15 protein-coding genes and 2 pseudogenes are annotated in these 15,390 nt (G+C 69.0%); 8 read left to right on the forward strand and 9 right to left on the reverse strand.

Annotation, left to right across the window (positions count from 1 at the left end; translation table 11 throughout):
* Nucleotides 1–433: 433 nt before the first annotated feature.
* Entirely contained in the window at nt 434–769 is a 336-nt protein-coding gene (locus OHS17_RS00005) for a hypothetical protein (RefSeq protein ID WP_330310444.1), read from the reverse strand.
* Between the two features lie 249 nt (nt 770–1,018).
* Here OHS17_RS00005 and OHS17_RS00010 point away from each other — a divergent pair, with 249 nt between their 5' ends.
* On the forward strand, nt 1,019–2,701 hold the full coding sequence (locus OHS17_RS00010) for a DUF3732 domain-containing protein (protein ID WP_330310445.1): 1,683 nt from the start codon (nt 1,019–1,021) through the stop codon (nt 2,699–2,701).
* 215 nt (nt 2,702–2,916) lie between these two features.
* Here OHS17_RS00010 and OHS17_RS00015 read toward each other — a convergent pair.
* The 4 genes and pseudogenes from OHS17_RS00015 to OHS17_RS00030 all read right to left on the reverse strand — a co-directional run.
* Nucleotides 2,917–3,456: pseudogene (locus OHS17_RS00015) on the reverse strand (IS5 family transposase); the annotation flags it as partial.
* Nucleotides 3,457–3,575: 119 nt separating this feature from the next.
* A complete protein-coding gene (locus OHS17_RS00020) occupies nt 3,576–3,935 on the reverse strand; it encodes an STAS domain-containing protein (RefSeq protein ID WP_330310446.1) in 360 nt (119 codons plus the stop codon).
* The gene (locus OHS17_RS00025) at nt 3,932–5,200 is read right to left on the reverse strand and encodes a PP2C family protein-serine/threonine phosphatase (RefSeq protein WP_330315114.1); all 1,269 of its coding nucleotides are present in this window, start codon (nt 5,198–5,200) and stop codon (nt 3,932–3,934) included. Before OHS17_RS00025 ends, OHS17_RS00020 begins: the two co-directional genes overlap by 4 nt.
* Complete coding sequence (locus tag OHS17_RS00030; protein ID WP_330310447.1) at nt 5,200–6,009, reverse strand: alpha/beta fold hydrolase; 810 nt, start codon at nt 6,007–6,009, stop codon at nt 5,200–5,202. The genes OHS17_RS00025 and OHS17_RS00030 overlap by 1 nt, the downstream gene beginning before the upstream one ends.
* 166 nt (nt 6,010–6,175) lie before the next feature.
* On the opposite strand from OHS17_RS00030, the gene OHS17_RS00035 reads away from it, so the two are divergent.
* A complete protein-coding gene (locus tag OHS17_RS00035) occupies nt 6,176–7,096 on the forward strand; it encodes an RNA-guided endonuclease InsQ/TnpB family protein (protein ID WP_330310448.1) in 921 nt (306 codons plus the stop codon).
* A 74-nt stretch (nt 7,097–7,170) separates the two neighbouring features.
* Here OHS17_RS00035 and OHS17_RS00040 read toward each other — a convergent pair whose 3' ends face one another.
* Both OHS17_RS00040 and OHS17_RS00045 read right to left on the reverse strand, forming a co-directional pair.
* Complete coding sequence (locus OHS17_RS00040; RefSeq protein WP_330310449.1) at nt 7,171–7,344, reverse strand: hypothetical protein; 174 nt, start codon at nt 7,342–7,344, stop codon at nt 7,171–7,173.
* A gap of 92 nt (nt 7,345–7,436) precedes the next feature.
* Nucleotides 7,437–8,317, reverse strand: a protein-coding gene (locus OHS17_RS00045; protein WP_330310450.1) for an IS5 family transposase whose coding sequence is annotated in 2 segments (ribosomal slippage) — nt 7,437–7,957 and nt 7,957–8,317 — 882 coding nt in all. Because the reading frame shifts where the segments join, the coding sequence is not laid out codon by codon here.
* A 1,002-nt stretch (nt 8,318–9,319) separates the two neighbouring features.
* On the opposite strand from OHS17_RS00045, the gene OHS17_RS00050 reads away from it, so the two are divergent.
* Nucleotides 9,320–9,448 carry a hypothetical protein gene (locus OHS17_RS00050; RefSeq protein WP_330310451.1) on the forward strand — a complete coding sequence of 43 codons (129 nt, stop codon included), beginning with the start codon at nt 9,320–9,322 and terminating at the stop codon, nt 9,446–9,448.
* A gap of 398 nt (nt 9,449–9,846) precedes the next feature.
* On the opposite strand, the gene OHS17_RS00055 is transcribed toward OHS17_RS00050, so the two are convergent.
* A complete protein-coding gene (locus tag OHS17_RS00055; RefSeq protein ID WP_073969395.1) occupies nt 9,847–10,014 on the reverse strand; it encodes a hydrophobic protein in 168 nt (55 codons plus the stop codon).
* A 157-nt stretch (nt 10,015–10,171) separates the two neighbouring features.
* Nucleotides 10,172–10,774: an OB-fold nucleic acid binding domain-containing protein gene (locus OHS17_RS00060; RefSeq protein WP_330310452.1), complete on the reverse strand. Its 603-nt coding sequence runs from the start codon at nt 10,772–10,774 to the stop codon at nt 10,172–10,174.
* 110 nt (nt 10,775–10,884) lie between these two features.
* Between OHS17_RS00060 and OHS17_RS00065 the strand changes: the two genes are divergently transcribed.
* The 5 genes and pseudogenes from OHS17_RS00065 to OHS17_RS00085 all read left to right on the forward strand — a co-directional run.
* Complete coding sequence (locus OHS17_RS00065) at nt 10,885–11,238, forward strand: hypothetical protein (protein WP_330310453.1); 354 nt, start codon at nt 10,885–10,887, stop codon at nt 11,236–11,238.
* A 328-nt stretch (nt 11,239–11,566) separates the two neighbouring features.
* Complete coding sequence (locus tag OHS17_RS00070) at nt 11,567–13,189, forward strand: alkaline phosphatase D family protein (protein WP_330310454.1); 1,623 nt, start codon at nt 11,567–11,569, stop codon at nt 13,187–13,189.
* A 266-nt stretch (nt 13,190–13,455) separates the two neighbouring features.
* Entirely contained in the window at nt 13,456–13,719 is a 264-nt protein-coding gene (locus tag OHS17_RS00075; protein WP_330310455.1) for a Gfo/Idh/MocA family oxidoreductase, read from the forward strand.
* A 142-nt stretch (nt 13,720–13,861) separates the two neighbouring features.
* Nucleotides 13,862–14,320, forward strand: a complete 459-nt coding sequence (locus tag OHS17_RS00080; RefSeq protein WP_330310456.1) for a Gfo/Idh/MocA family protein — start codon at nt 13,862–13,864, stop codon at nt 14,318–14,320.
* 642 nt (nt 14,321–14,962) lie between these two features.
* Nucleotides 14,963–15,328: pseudogene (locus OHS17_RS00085) on the forward strand (FAD-dependent oxidoreductase); the annotation flags it as partial.
* Nucleotides 15,329–15,390 lie beyond the last annotated feature (62 nt).

Consider the following 15,390-nt stretch of genomic DNA (forward strand, 5'->3'; position numbering starts at 1 on the left):
CCCATCGCTGCGCGATGGGACAGCGGAGCGCCCCGCGTCGCGGGGCGCCAAGGCGGCTCGCTTCGCTCCCCGCCCGCGCGAAGCGCGGGCGTTCCCTCCGCTTCGCTCCGTGAACGCAGTGAACGGGCCGCGCTCCGCGCGGCCCTGATGGGCTGCCACTTCGTGGCAGCCCATCAGGGGTTCCGCTTCGCTCCACCCCGGCCCGTCCGCTTCGCTCCCGGACCAAGCCCGCTCCGCGGGCAGCCTGCAACAAGCCTGGGGGCTCGGTGTTTCCCGGCTCCTGCGCCGAGGCACCCTCACTACTCGAACACCACCGTCAGCCGGTCAGACCACCCGGATGACCGATCCTGCTCCGCAACAGCCTCAAGCAAGTCACGGACCTTGTATGGGCCCGGGCGTGGTCTGTTCGTGCCACCCCGGGGCGCCTCCGCCCTCAGACCCAGTACCCGCCGCAGCCACAGGGCTGAGGCTCCTCGTTCGGTGCCAGGGTCAGCGGGCCCAGTCTCGCCGCCAGTTCCTCGGCGTTCAGGTGCCCTCCGAGCCGGTCCCAGCTCGCGATGAACCGTCCAGGTGTGAGCCCAAGGTCGAAGACGGCTGTGAACGTCGAGATCATGCAGAAGGCAATCGTGCCGTCACGGTCGACTGGATCTCTGATCCGAGCCTCCGGGTCTCCTTTCAGCCAGGTGAGCATCTCCAGCATGGGCGCCCCGCCGATCGCCCTCCGGCGCAGCTCCCGCTCGATCTCCTGCTGTCCAGCGTCCCGGCTCATAGCCCACCGTTCGAAGAGACCAACCCGCAGAGTGGTGCTTCAAACTTGAGCCCGGCTAGATATTGGAACTGATGACATGGTGCGTTCCTCGGTCCCTGTATAGAGCCACGCGTCGACGGCCAGTGAACCTTGTCGTGCGAATGATTCGAGCTGGGGGTACCAGGGCTGGGCTCGTCACTCGGCTTCGTCATCGAAGTCCTCGCCGCGCGGCCAGCGCCCGGCCCGGCAGCCAAGTCCGTCACCACCGCCATGATCGAGGTCGGCAGTGACCTCGGCATCCCGGAGCTGTCGGAACTGCGCCTCAACACCGACTCGACACAACTGCGCCAGCAGATCGGACGCCGCATCGGCATCGGAGACACCCGAAGCGAACCCGCAGCCGGCAGCCTGGCCGCCCCCCTCAGCGCGAACCTGGGCCACGCCGTCCTGCTCTGCCTGCAAAACCAGGACGAAGTCGCCTCCAAGAAGATCCTGTTCCACCGCCAGAACGACCGCGACATCGCCAACAGTCTCAAAGCCACGATCCCGTACTTCCTCGGCGCGGTCCCGGAGGATCAGGCGGCACTCCAGCAGCAGCTCCTCCAGGCCAAACGCGCCCAGCGCAGTGCGGAGAACCGCCTCAAAGCCGCCCAGGAAGCGAACCAGGCAGTCGAATCACAGCTGCAGTCCCTCCTGGGCGAAGCCCGAGTCCACGGGCTCCTCGCCGACGACTCCTTCAGCAGCGCGGACAGGGACATGGTCATCGAGGCACTCCGGCAGGCCTCCTCCTTCCGCCCGGCCCGGCCCGGCGCAGACGAGGAGCAGCGCAGGCAGGAACTCCTCCTCAGCGAACAGTCCGCGGCCCTGCGCCGACAGCTGCGCTCACTGGCCGAAGAGCGCCAGCTCCTGAACGATCTGGAATCCCAGGCCGCCGGCTACAGCGGGGCCGTCACCCGCGGCATGTCCCGCTTGTCCGCACTCAGCCTCGTGCCCGACGGCTTCCCCGGCGAACACAGCTGCCCCCTGTGCGGAAACGAGCTGACCGAACCCGACCCGACCGTCGCCGCCATGCACACCACCCTCGAAGACCTCCGCGGTCAGCTCGACAGCGTGCGGGCAGTGCAGCCCCGCCGCGAGCAGGCCCTGCGCGAGATCGAACAGGTCTCGGCACGTCTACGCGAAGAGCTCCGCGGCATCGAGGGCGCCCTCAGCGTCATCGCCGAACAGCGCTCCGAGCAGGCCGGCCTCCTCGGACAAGCCGAAGCCCAGGCCTACACCCGCGGCAGGATCAGCGCGTACCTCAGCCAGATCAGCACCACAACCGACAACGGCCACCTCCAGCGCCTGCAAGCAGATGCCGCGATGGCACAGCAGCTCGTCCAAGGCCTCGAAGAACAGCTCGACAACGACGCCGTCGACGAAAAGCTCACCCACAGCCTGGGCTACGTCAGCGGCAAGATGACCAGCCACGCCAGATTCCTGAACCTCGAACACGGCGGCGGACTCGTCCGACTGAACCTCAAGAAACCCACCGTCGTCACCGACGCCCCCGCCGGCAGCACCGAACTGCTCCGCATCGGCAGTGGCAAGAACCACGTCGGCTACCACCTGGCCGCCCACCTCGCCCTCCACCAGTACTTCACCGCGAACAGCCGGCCCGTACCCCGCTTCCTCATGCTCGACCAACCGACCCAGCCCTACTACCCCTCCGACATGGCCAAAGCCCGAGGACGGCTCGAAGACCTCGCCCTGGACGAAGACCGCGAGACGGTCACCCGCCTCTTCCAGCTCATGCACCAGGTCGTCGCCGAACTCGCCCCCGACTTCCAAATCATCGTCAGCGACCACGCCGACCTGCCCCACACCTGGTACCAGGCATCCGTCCGCTACAACTGGCGCAACGGCGAAAAACTCATCCCCACCACCTGGCTCGACACCAACCCCACCCCGTAACCGCCGCCATATACCGGGGATCACGGAACCTGCGCAGTACTCAACCAACCTGCGCAAGCAAGCCCGGAGCCAGAAACACCCCAAGTCAAACGGCTACCGCACCCAGAAACTATGCAGCTTCAGTGAGCCACCCAGCAGACATCCCGCTCAACCAACCTGCACAACCCCAGGTCAGAAGCACAACCACTGCGCAGATTCACTAAGCCGCGACATGAGGTTCGCGGGCGGCGGAGGCATATGAGGCTGCAGGCCAGTTCGAGCAGACCCTGGTGGAGATCAGCGCGTCGTTCGCAGCGGATGCGGAGTCGTTTGAATTGATGCAGCCAGACGAAAGCACGCTCGACCACCCAGCAGACCCTTGCCCAGTCCGGAACCATGGGCTACGCCACGGCGGGCGATCATCGGTTTGATCCCGCGCTTCCACAACAGACGGCGGTACTTGTCAAAGTCGTAGCCGCGGTCGGCGTACAACCGTCGAGGCTTGCGTCGGGGGCGCCCTTGTAGACCCCGGATCGATGGGACTGCGTCCAACAACGGCAGGAGTTGGGTGACGTCGTGCCGGTTGCCGCCGGTAAGAGTCACGGCGAGCGGGGTTCCGTGGCGGTCGACGATCAGGTGGTGCTTGCTGCCCAGACGGGCACGGTCGACAGGCGAGGGGCCTGCGTGATCCCCCCTCTCAGCGCTCGGACGTGCGAGCCGTCGACGGCGCAGTCGTCGAGGTCTAGCAGGTCGGCTCGGCGCAACTCGGCCAGCAGAGCGGTGGCTTTGTTCGTGAGAACGGACAGCAGATGTTCACCAGTTTGGGAGGCACTGAGAACGGTGATCGTTCGATTATCCGTGGGGAGCGGGAGCCTCCTTAGGCAGGCACGGTGGGTCAGTCGGAGGCGGTGTGCCAGGCGGTTTCGGCGTCCTGCGCGGTGGGGTGGACGGTGAAGACCTGATCGAGGCCGACGATGCGGAGGATGCGGTCGAGGTGGCTGGGGACCGCGGCCAGGACGACGGTCGCGTTCGCGGCCAGGGCGTGGTTGCGGGCGGTGATCAGGACGGTGATGCCGGTGGAGTCGCAGAAGGCGAGGCCGCCGAGGTCGAGAAGGAGCTGCTGGCCCGGGCTCGGAGTCAGGCCGGGCAGCACGGCGCGGACTTCCGGCGCGGTGTGGTGGTCCAGCTCTCCGATGAGTTCGAGGACCGGTCCGGCAGGGGTGGTGCGGGTGTGAAGGGTCAGGTGCTTGGTCACTGCTGCTCTTCACTGGGGGGTCGGGGTACGTGGATGGCTAGGACCGCGGTGTCGTCGTCGACGCCGGTGCCGAAGATGTCGAGCAGGTCGCGGACCGCGCGGATGGTGTCCGGGGCGGTGGTGGGGGCGAGCCGGCGGCCGAAGTCGAGGAGGGCTTCGTCGCCGTAGCGCTGTTTGCCGCCTTGGACGGCGTGGGTGTGGGCTTCGGTGAGGCCGTCGGTGTGCAGGAGGAGAGTGTCGCCCGGGGCGAGGTGGACGGTGGTGGTGGCGATGTGGGCATCGGGCAGAACGCCGATGAGCTGGCCGCCGGGGGTGGGCAGGTAGTCGGCGGTGCCGTCGGCGCGCATCAGCAGGGCCGGGGGGTGGCCGCCGCTGGCCAGCGTGATTCGGAAGCCGCCCTGGAGAGGGTCGGGGGTGAGCAGGCCGAAGACGACGGTGCAGAAGCGGGGGTCGGTCCCTTGGTACTCGTGATTGAGGACCGTGTTGAGGTTGCCGAGCACGGCGGCCGGGTCTGGGTCGTAGACGGCGGCGGCGCGCAGGGTGTAGCGGGCCAGAGAGGTGACGGCGGCTGCGGCGGCGCCCTTGCCGCACACGTCGCCCAGGAAGAGGCCCCAGGTGCCGGCGGCCAGGGGGAAGAGGTCGTAGAAGTCGCCTCCGACCTCGTCGACGGAGGCGATGTGGTAGTACGCGGACACGTCCAAGCCGGGAACGTTCACCAGGGCCGGCGGCAGCAGGGTCTGCTGCAGGGTGGTGGCCAGGACCTGGAGGCGGTCGCGTTCGAGGTCGGCTTCCCGGCGGGCGCGCAGCAGCTCGGTTTCGTAGGCGCGCCGGTCGCGGGCGTCGAAGACGGTGGTGCGGATCAGAAGGGGCTGCCCGTCGCTGCCCGTTTTCACGGTGGAGGTGACCAGGACCGGCAGCCGGGTGCCGTCGGCGGCCTTCAGTTCCAGGGCGATGCCGCTGATCTCGCCCTGCATCCGCAGCAGCGGGCCGAAGTGGGTCTCGTGGTAGAGCCGGCCGCCTACGGTGAGCAGGTCGGAGAAGTGCTTGCGGCCCACGAGGTCATCGCGCTGGTATCCGAGCCAGTCCAACAGGGTGGTATTGACCTTCGCGATCCGGCCGTCCAGCTGGGTGGAGAGGTAGCCGCAGGGCGCGTGCTCGTACAGATCCTCGGCACTGTCCTCCAGCAGCGCGAAGAACTGTGCCTGCTCATCCACCGGCTCTCCGCCTTCCCGTTCCTCTCGCCCGTCGTCGTCGGTCTTGCACATCATCGGGCGGCTCCCGCGAACACGGCGATGGCTTCGGCGGTCTCCTCGGGCGCGGCGAGCTGCGGGCAGTGTCCGGTGGCGTTTAGGGTGATGAGCTGGCTGTCCGGTATCTGCGCGTGGACGAAGGCGCCCACCTCGGGCGGGGCGATCGCGTCGCTGGAGCACTGGGCGACCAGCGTGGGCACCGTCACCGCGGCGAGGTCGGCGCGGTTGTCGGACAGGAACGTCACCCGGGCGAACAGCTTGGCGATCTTCGGGTCGGTGCGGCAGAAACTGCTGGTGAGCTCCTCCCCGAGCTCCGGCCGCTGCGGATTGCCCATGATGACTGGGGCCATCGCCCCCGACCAGCCCAGATAGTTCGCATCGAGCGATTCCAGTAGCTCGTCGATGTCCGCGGCACTGAATCCGCCCCGGTAACCGGCATCGGGATCGTCGATGAAGCAGGGCGAAGGGGCCAGCAGAACCAGTCCCGCGAACACCTCGGGCTCGCGCACGGCGGCCAGCACGCCCATCATGGCGCTCACCGAGTGCCCGACGAACGTCACCGGTCCGAGCGCAAGCTCCCGGCACAGTTCGAGAACGTCGTCGACGTACCCGTCCAGCGTGGAGTACCGCTCGGGACTCCACGCGGAGAGGTCCGAGTTCCCCGCGCCGACGTGGTCGAAGAGGACAACGGTGAAGTCCCGCTCCAGCGCCGGCACCACCAAACGCCACATGTTCTGATCACACCCGAAACCGTGCGCCAGTACCACCACCGGTGCACCGGACCGCCCGGTCACCCTCACATGGTTCCTGCTCCGCACATCCATGCCCTCCATCGTCGCAGACAGCTCCGAGGTCGATCGCGTCACCATCGAGAGCCTGACGCTGAAATGGAGAACGTTCGATTCCCTCGGGAGCTCCGCTGCCTCCCGAACCGGTGAACAATCGCTGTCCATTCTCGTGAACATAGCCAGGTGCCGGGATTCGTTCCGGATGACGAGTGTGCGGCTGGTGGGTACGGATCTGCGGCATGTGCGGATCGGCGGGGAGATGGACCCGGCCGGGCAGAAGGCGTTGATCGTGCGGTTGCACCGGCCTGGGCGGCGGCTGGCCCGGGCGATGGCCCGGGGAGGGGTGGTGAAGATGGTCACGGTCGCCCGTGAGGGCAGTCAGTGGTGGGCCTCGTTCAACGTCCGCATCGTCCTCTCGCCGCCCGCCCAACCTTCCCGTCGGCAGAGGGAGGCGGGGACGGTGGGGATCGACCTGGGGGTGGCGGTGTTCGCAGCGACGTCGGAGCCGGTCCTCACGGCCGCCGGCAAGGAGCAGCTGTTCGGCAATCCCCGGCATCTGGACAACGCGCGCCGCCAGCTGCACAAGTGGCAGCGGCGGATGGCCCAGCGTCACGTGAAGGGGCTCCCGGTCCATCGTCAGAGCGCGGGATGGCGGGAGGCCCGGGACCAGGTCGCGCACCTCATGGGGCTGGTCGCGCAGCGGCGTGCCTCGACCCAGCATCTGCTGTCCAAGCAGCTGGTCACGCAGTTCGAGCACGTGGCGCTCGAAGACCTGCGGGTGAAGAACATGACCCGTACGGCGCGCGGCACCGTCGAGGCGCCGGGGCGGAACGTGGCGGCGAAGGCGGGGCTGAACCGGGCGATGCTGGACGTCGGGTTCGGGGAGATCCGGCGTCAGATCGAGTACAAGGCGAAGTGGCACGGCGTGAGGGTCACCGCAGTCAATCCGGCCTACACCTCGCAGACCTGTCACCGGTGCGGGCACGTCGACCGAAAGAGCCGCCGTACCCGCTCCCTCTTCGAGTGCACCCGGTGCGGGCACGTCACCCACGCCGACATCGGCGCCGCCCACAACATCAAGCACCGCGCCCTCGACCTCGACGCCCCCGCCGAACCCCGATAGCGCTGACGGAGCCGACAGGGCGCACCGTACGGCCCGTGTGACGGGCGGCGGAGAGGAGACGAAGCGTTGCCGGGTCATCGGACGGCGATCGGGACCACGATGGCCGCGAGGACGGCCGCGCCGCACAGCGCGAGGGTGAGCGGAGCGACGGTCTGCGGGTGCCGGTGCGCGAGGTAGGCCAGCGCCCCGAGGACCAGAACGGCAACGAGCACCAGGAGCAGCACGACGAGCAGGGCGAGCGAGGACATGGTGGATCTCCGGATTCGAACGGGGTGGAACGCCCCGGCCAGGGCGATGACCGCACCATGCGACGGCCGAGGGCTAGGGCCTGTCCGGCGGATCATGGGCGGAGCCATAAGCGGACTGCCCCTGCGGTGACCGTGCCGTGGAAGACGTAGGCCCGCTTGTCGTAACGGGTGGCGATCGCGCGGGAGTTCTTGAGTCGGTTGATGGTCCGCTCGACCTCGTTGCGTCGCCTGTAGCGCTCGCGGTCGAAGCCTGCAGGTCTGCCGCCCGCGCTGCCTCTGCGCCGGCGGTTGGCCCGCTGGTCCTTCGGCTCGGGGATCGTGTGCTTGATGCGGCGTCTTCGCAGGTAGCGGCGATTTCGGCGGGAGCTGTAAGCCTTGTCGCCACTGACGTGAGCGGGCCGGGTCCGGGGCCGCCCGCCCAGCGGGCGGGGAACCCGAATCCGGACCAGGACCTCGATCATCTGCGGGGCGTCACCCCACTGACCTGGAGTGATCAGAAGAGCCATGGGGCGGCAGCCGCCTTCACCGGCGAGGTGGATCTTGGAGGTCAGACCGCCCCGGGACCGCCCGAGTCCCTCATCGGGGCGGTGGTGCCGGGGCGTCGTCCTTTTTTCGGGACCCGCGGCCTCGCCCTGCGGGCGCCAGCCGCGTGCTGGTGGGCCCGGCAGGACGTCGAGTCGACGCCGACCATGCCCCAGTCGATCCGCCCGGCCAGGTCGGCGTCGGCCTGGACCGCCTGCAGGAGCCGGTCCCAGGTGCCGTCCGCCGACCAGCGGCGATGCCGCTCGTAGACGGTCTTCCACGAGCCGTAGCGTTCCGGCAGGTCACGCCACGGAACACCGGTGCGGACCCGGAACAGGATCCCGTTGACCACGGTCCGGTGATCGTTCCACCGGCCGCCCCGGCCACCCGGCAAAGGCAGATGCGGCTCCAGCAACGACCACTCATGATTCGTCAGATCCCCCCGGCCCATGCCCCAACCAACGAGCGACCGATCGGAAAGTCACATGATCCGCCGGACAGGCCCTAGCCATGCAACCTTCCCCGGCCGCAGACGATCACCAAATGCCTGGCGGGCAATCCATGGTTCCGATCCGCCTGCACTATGGACTGGCCGAAGGGCGTGACGCGTTGGTTTCACACCCCGTGCGGTCCCGCGAGCGTCCCAGAGACCGCCCGGCACACCCTGGTCCCGGCCCTCCTGGACGTCCAGGACGTCGTGCTCCTGGACGTCATCCTCCTGGTCCTGGTGCTCCTGGACGTCGTGCCCCACTTCCGTCACGGTCAGGGCCGAAGATTGCGACCAGGGCATGGCCTCTCAGCAGGGGGTCCAGCGCGCGTACCGCCGGTACCGAGTCTGGCTGACCCGGTACCGGCCCGCGTTCTGCGGCGGCAATACCGGTCTGTCGGCTGCGGATGCCGGCGGGCCCGGTTGGCCGAACGCAGCGCAGCGCGAGGGCGGCGGGCGGTGGCGGGATCCGCTGCCGAGAAGGCTCGCCATGACGTGCCTTCCAGTCTCCCGGCTGCTGAGCGCCACTTCCACAGCAAGGTCGTGGTCGCCTGCTACCGGTCCCCACCTCACCTCTTGAGGGTGTCTACTGCGGCACCCACCTCTCCGCTGACCACTCGATAGGGTGACCTGGCCGAGGGGCTTCCCTGCGCGGCAACGCGTGCCATCTCGAGTTGCTGGACGCCGCGGGCGTCATGGACGAACATCTGCAGTTGGCCGAGCGTCCATGTACTCAGGTCGCAGCTTGATTCTTCTCGATGTGCGCCGCTACTCATGTTCCCGCCCCTGATAGGCATGCCCAGGCTGACAAGGCCTTCTGAGACTGCCGGTCGGTGTGGGCGAGCTTATCCTCAGTTCCGGCGAAACCACCTTTGAGTTCTTCGGCCCGCCGAGCCAACCCTCGCGCTCGACTTCAACGGAGTCCGGCGATCAGCAGCAACCTTCATCGCCGGATTCGACGAGATCATGCTCCAGACCCTTGCGCCCGCGGCTGTCGACCGCCTCATGCACCCCGCGCACGTCATCGTCATGCAGGGCGACCGTCACCGCCTCGCCAAGGCGACCACCGAGCGAGGCATCGTCCCGTTCGGCTGACCCGTCAGCGGAGGGGTGGCTCCGTCCTGAAACCCCCACCGCGCACAATGATGCTCGGGCAATAGGAGCCGTCGCGCAGAAGGGCCCCGTAACGGGCCCCTCTGCCGGTTCAGTGTTCTTCCCGTCCAGCGGAGGGGGCCGACCACGTAGGGGAAGGTGTCCGCCGGGGATGCGGAGAGAGAAGCACCATGTCTTCGTTACGGAAAGAGGGGTCGGGGATCCCATCACTGGAGGTCATGGTTCCTGATGGAATCCCCGACCAATTTCTCCGAGTGCCCTACAATGCGTTTCCCATGCCCGTTCTCGGGTGGCAGATATGCGGCTGACGTGCGGGTGGGCCGCGACGAATCGTCGCGGCCCACCCGCACGTCATGAGGGATCTGCTCAGTCGGCAGTGGTCACCATCGGTACCAGCGGCCCCGCTTGCCATTTGCTGTCGGCCGGATCACGAAGCCAAGCAGCCAGACCACCAGCACGATGATGGCGATCCACCACAGCGCCTTCAGCGCGAAACCCGCACCGAAGAGGATCAGAGCGAGCAGAAGAACGAGAAGAATCGGAACCATGATTATCAACCTCCGAGACACTCTGTGCCCCCAAAGCCCGCCTTCACTCCCCAGGCTTTATACAAATCTTACTGGACACAGCTCGGGTGGGCCCCCGTCGCGGAGCAGAAGGTACTGGCGGCTGGTCTCGGCTTTACACGGGTCGATCGGCCCGTCGTTATGACATCCCCCGCCAGGTGTCCATGCCGAACGTGCCCTTGATGTCGGAGGCAATCGTGTGCGCGTTGACGTTGGATGCGAGCTGGAAAACGGTGGTTTTTCCCGGCCCTCTGACGGCCAGGCGCACAGGATGGTCGCCGGGGTGCGCTTGCATGATTCTTTTCAGCTCGGTGATCAGTTGCTGGTTGATGCGGTGGTAGGGCAGCCGGAGGTGTACGGGTGCCGCTCCGGAGCGCTCGGCCGAGGAGATGTCGAGGACCTGGATTTCCTGGCCGAAGATGCTGAGCGCGCCGTCGCGGTCGTTGAGCCTGCCCTGGATGCTGACGACGCTGTCTTCGAGGAGGGCGGCGGCCACGAGTTGGTAGACGGCGGGGAAGAAGAGGACTTCGATGGTGCCGTCGCGGTCTGCGAGGTTGATCAGGGCCCATGTGTTGCCCTGTTTGGTGATCTTGTTCTGGACGCCGGTGATGAGGCCGGACAGGCGGACGACACCCTCGGTGCGACCTGAGGCGATCAGGTCGGGGATGGTGGTGTCGCGGTGCTGGGACAGGACGTGCTCGGTGCCGTCGAGGGGGTGCGCGGACACGTAGAGGCCGAGCATTTCGCGTTCGGTGGCCAGCAGGGCCGTTCTCGACCACTCGTCTTCGGCGATCGCGAAGGACAGGCCGAAGCCAGCGCCTCCTCGACAGCCTCCAGGATGACGATCCTGCGGTGCTCATCCGGCTTGATCTTGCTGACAAGAGCGCCGAGGGGTGGGAGGGCTGGCTGGAGCGTCTTTCCCTTTGCTTCGTTGAGATCATCTTGTCGGAGTCCCTGCAGGCCGATGAAGAGCTCTGCGACTTCCTCGACCCGGATGACGACAGCCTCGAGCTCCTGGAGACGAACTCCGTCCGACTGCCGTTCCCGGCATACCCCATCGGCGAGAAAACCCGGTGGTTCCTGGGGCAAGACGCCCTTCTGCGCGATGACGACGGCGCGGCCATCCTGGCCCGCGGCCGGACGGCAGAAGACCTTGACCGCATTCGTGACCTGATCCCGGGCGACTGGCTCAACAACTATCGCTGACCGGGCCGAAGACTCCTGTCGGCTCAGTTGCCCACGCCGGCGTCAGCTCAGGGTCTGGTGTTCGGCGCGGGTGGCGGCGAGGCGGTACGGCTGTGCGGCACGCTGCCGGCCTCGACGGCGAGCACGACGTGCAGCAGCACCTACGTGCGTGCCTGGGTGCAGGTGAAGTACTCATTACGCCCTCTCGGTCGACTCGGCGGAGAAGTCCGCCCTGCAGGGGCTACCTCGCGAACTGCTGACGCCGGCCGTCCGCCGTCGGTTCGGCGCCGCCCCTCCCACCGGCCTTCGTCACCCCGTACCGTACGGGGCGACGAAGGAGAGGATCATCATGGCGGGACTGCGCCTGGGCCCACTGCTGAGGTACACCGACGGTTCGTGCGCGACGGTCTGGGTCGAGACGAGCGGCCCCTGCACCGCCGAGGTGCGCTGCGCCGACGGGGCGCGGGGCACGGCCCGCACCTTCCTCGTGGCCGGCCACCACTACGCCCTGGTCCCCGTGGAGGGCCTGACCCCCGGCACGTCGACGCCGTACGAGGTACTCCTCGACGGTGCGAGCGTGTGGCCGCTGCCCGACTCGCCCTTCCCGCCCTCGGTGATCGCCACGCCCACCGAGGACGACGGCCTGCACGTCGCCTTCGGCTCCTGCCGCTGGGCCGCGCCGCCGGCCGGTGGCAAGGACCCGGTGGGCCCGGACGCCCTGGACACCCTCGCCGCCCGGATGGCGGCCGACCCCGGGGGCGCCCGCCCCGACATCCTGCTGCTGCTCGGGGACCAGGTGTATGCCGACGAGGTGTCCGACGCCACCCACCGCTGGATCGGCGACCGCCGTGACGTGGACGAACCGCCCGGCGACCAGGTCGCCGACTACGAGGAGTACACCCGTCTCTACTTCGAGTCCTGGCTCGACCCGGAGGTGCGCTGGCTGCTGTCCACCGTGCCCAGCTGCATGATCTTCGACGACCACGACGTCATAGACGACTGGAACACCTCCGCCGCCTGGCTCACCGACATGCGGGCCACCGACTGGTGGCAGGAGCGGCTGCTGAGCGGGCTCATGTCGTACTGGGTGTACCAGCAGCTGGGCAACCTCTCTCCGGCCGAGCTGGCCGCCGACCCGCTGTACGCGGCCGTCCGCGAGGCCCCCGACGGCACCGCCGACCTGCGCGCGTTCGCCACCCGGGCCGACGCCGACGCGGCCTCCGTCCGCTGGAGCTACCGGCGCGACTTCGGCCGCACCCGGCTGCTGATGGTCGACTCCCGCGCGGCCCGCGTCCTGGCGGAGGACCGCCGGTCGATGCTCGACCCGGAGGAGGCCGCGTGGGTGCGCGAGCAGATCCTGGACGGGAGGGGCTCGTACGACCACCTGCTGATCGGCACCTCCCTGCCCTGGCTGCTGCCCCACCTGGTGCACGACGTCGAAGCCTGGAACGCCGCGATGTGCGGCGGCGAGCGCGGCGAGCGCGGGGAACGGATCCGGCGCGGGGCCGACCTGGAGCACTGGGCCGCCTTCCCCTCCTCCTTCGACGCGCTGGGCGACCTGATTGCTGAGGCCGGTTCGGGGCCGGAGGCGCCCGCGACGGTGAGCGTGCTGTCGGGCGACGTGCACCACGCCTACATCGCCGAGCCGTCCTGGCCGGGGCGTGCACCCGACGCGCGGGTGGCCCAGCTGACCTGCTCGCCCGTCCACAACTCCGTACCGCTCTCGATGCGCCTCGGCTTCCGCTTCGGCTGGAGCGCCCTGGCACGGGCCCTCGGCCGGCACATCGCTCGGCACGGACGCTGCGCGCCGCCGGCGGTGAGCTGGCGCAGGACCGGCGGCCCCTGGTTCGGCAACCAGATCATGACGCTGACCTTCCGGGGCCGGTCGGCGCGGCTGCGCCTGGAACAGGCCCGGGCGGACCGTGCCGGGGCGAGCGCCCTGCGGACGATCACGGACCGAGAGCTCGCGTAGCGCGGGCAGCGCACCAGACCGGACCGCCCCTCACCCAGCCGGACTTCTTCTCGGGCTGGGCGATGTCGGCGCCGCCCGCATGGTGATCGATCACCTGAACGCCCCCGATCGTGCCGACGCCCGCCTCGCGGCTCTGGCCAAGGCCACAGCCGGCGCCTGAGCCGTCCGGGCGGGCGGCCCCCGGCGGCCGAGCGCACCACCTCCGCACACTCCACGGAGAGCACCATGTCCAGCCCCCGCCCGCCTGGTCCCATGAACCGGTCCGCGTGGGCCTCGTCGGTGCGGGCCCGTGGGCCCGCACCATGCACGCGCGGACGCTCGCCGCCGGACCCGGGACGGTGCTCGCGGGGGTCTGGGCCCGCCGCCCGGAAGCGGCGGCCGAGGTCGCCGCGCCCTACGGGGCACCGGCGGCGGGCTCCTTCGAGGAACTCCTCGACACGTGCGAGGCGATAGCCTTCGCCGTACCGCCCGCCGTCCAGGCCGCTCTGGCCCCCCGCGCCGCCGTCGCCGGCCGCACCCTCCTTCTATAGAAACCGCTGGGCGCCGACCTCGACACCGCACGGGCGGTCGCGGACGCCGTCGCTGAGCACGGGGTGGTCTCCCAGCTCGTCCTGACGAAGCGGTACCACCCGGTCACCCGCGCTTTCCTCGCCGAGGCCCGCCGGACACCAGGTGACGGGGGCCCGCTCCTGCTATCTGCACGGGGCATTCCGCGGCGGGGAGTTCGCCACCTCCTGGCGGCTGGAACACGGTGCCCTGCTCGACCTCGGCCCGCACCTCCTCGACATCCTGGACACCGCGGTCGCGCCCATCGTCTCCGTACAGGCCACCGGCGACCCGCGCCGCTGGGTCGAGCTGACCTGCGGGCACGAGAACGGCGCCGTCAGCCAGGCGTCCCTCTCCGGCTGCGTGCAGCTCCCCAAGGCGAGGACCCGGGTCGACCTCTTCGGGCCTGAGCAGGAGTTGGTGTACGACACGGCGGGCATCGACCACGAGGAGTGCTGGCCCGTCCCCCGGCGCGAGTTCGCCACCGCGATCCGCACCGCCACCGGCACCGGCACCGGCACCGACGCGAAGCACGGCCTGCACCTGCAGAAGCTCCTCGCCATGGCTGCCCGTACGGCCGGATGAACCACTGTCCGTACGGGCGGTCAGCGGATTCCCGCTTGCGTCGCGATCGGAGCCGGCGAGGTCATGGCGCCCAGCGGCTCGCCGAGTGCTCGGCGTGACGAACTCCCTGAGCGATCACGGGGAACTGGACTGCCGGTCCCGGACTTTTCGGGCCTGCGTCGACTCCCGGGGTCGGTGCGAGCGTGCGTGCCGGCGACCGTGCAGGCCTTGTCACTCAACAGGACTGCTTTTGTACAGGTGTTCGCGATGGCTACCTCCGCCCGGTAGGTAGCGATGACCTGTGCGGCGGAGGTATCGCCAGCGACCGTCAACTCCTCGGCGTCTCCACCGGGCGGATAGGCTAGGACATCCTCCGCGCCGAATCCCCCTCGCAGCCATCGTCGTTCGACTCAGCCGAGATGCTGGACCATCCCGACTGGCGACCAACCGAGCGGGTCGACGGGCGTTCGGAGCTGGTCGTCGAAGAGTTCGGCGAACTTTCGCATCAGGGCCTCTCGGCACCACCCCAGGTAGCCGAGGAGCAGTTCATGGGCGTCGGAGACGTCGACGGCCGGGCCCTCCTGCCCACGTTGGCGGTGCGGGGATCGACGGCTTCGAGGGGTGAGCCGACCGCGTACGGCCGTCGCAGTCGCCGGGCTGGTTGGGGCGGACGAGGCCCTTAGCGGCTTGATCGCCGACGTGGACACGATGGCCCCTCGCCGTATCCACGCCCTGCCTGTCGGCCACCGTTGGGACCGCGTGCCGGGCGTCACCCTGCTCGGCGACGCCGCCCACCTGATGTCGCCCTTCGCCGGCGAGGGCGCGAACCTCGCCATGCTCGACGGCGCCGAACTCGCCTCCGCCATCGCCGCTTACCCCGGCGACACCGAGGCCGCCCTGACCGCCTACGAGGAGGCCCTCGTCCCACGTAGCGAAGCCTCCGCCAACGACTCCGCCCAGAGCCTGGACACGATGTTCGGCCCGCAGGGCCTGGAGCGGATGACGGCGTTCTTCACCACAGGACCGGCGGCGCCGCAAACCTCATATGCCCACTGCTGCGCACCGGCCGCGCCGGAGCGAACTTCGCACAA

This window comes from Streptomyces sp. NBC_00523 (genome assembly GCF_036346615.1).
Taxonomy (GTDB): Bacteria; Actinomycetota; Actinomycetes; order Streptomycetales; family Streptomycetaceae; genus Streptomyces.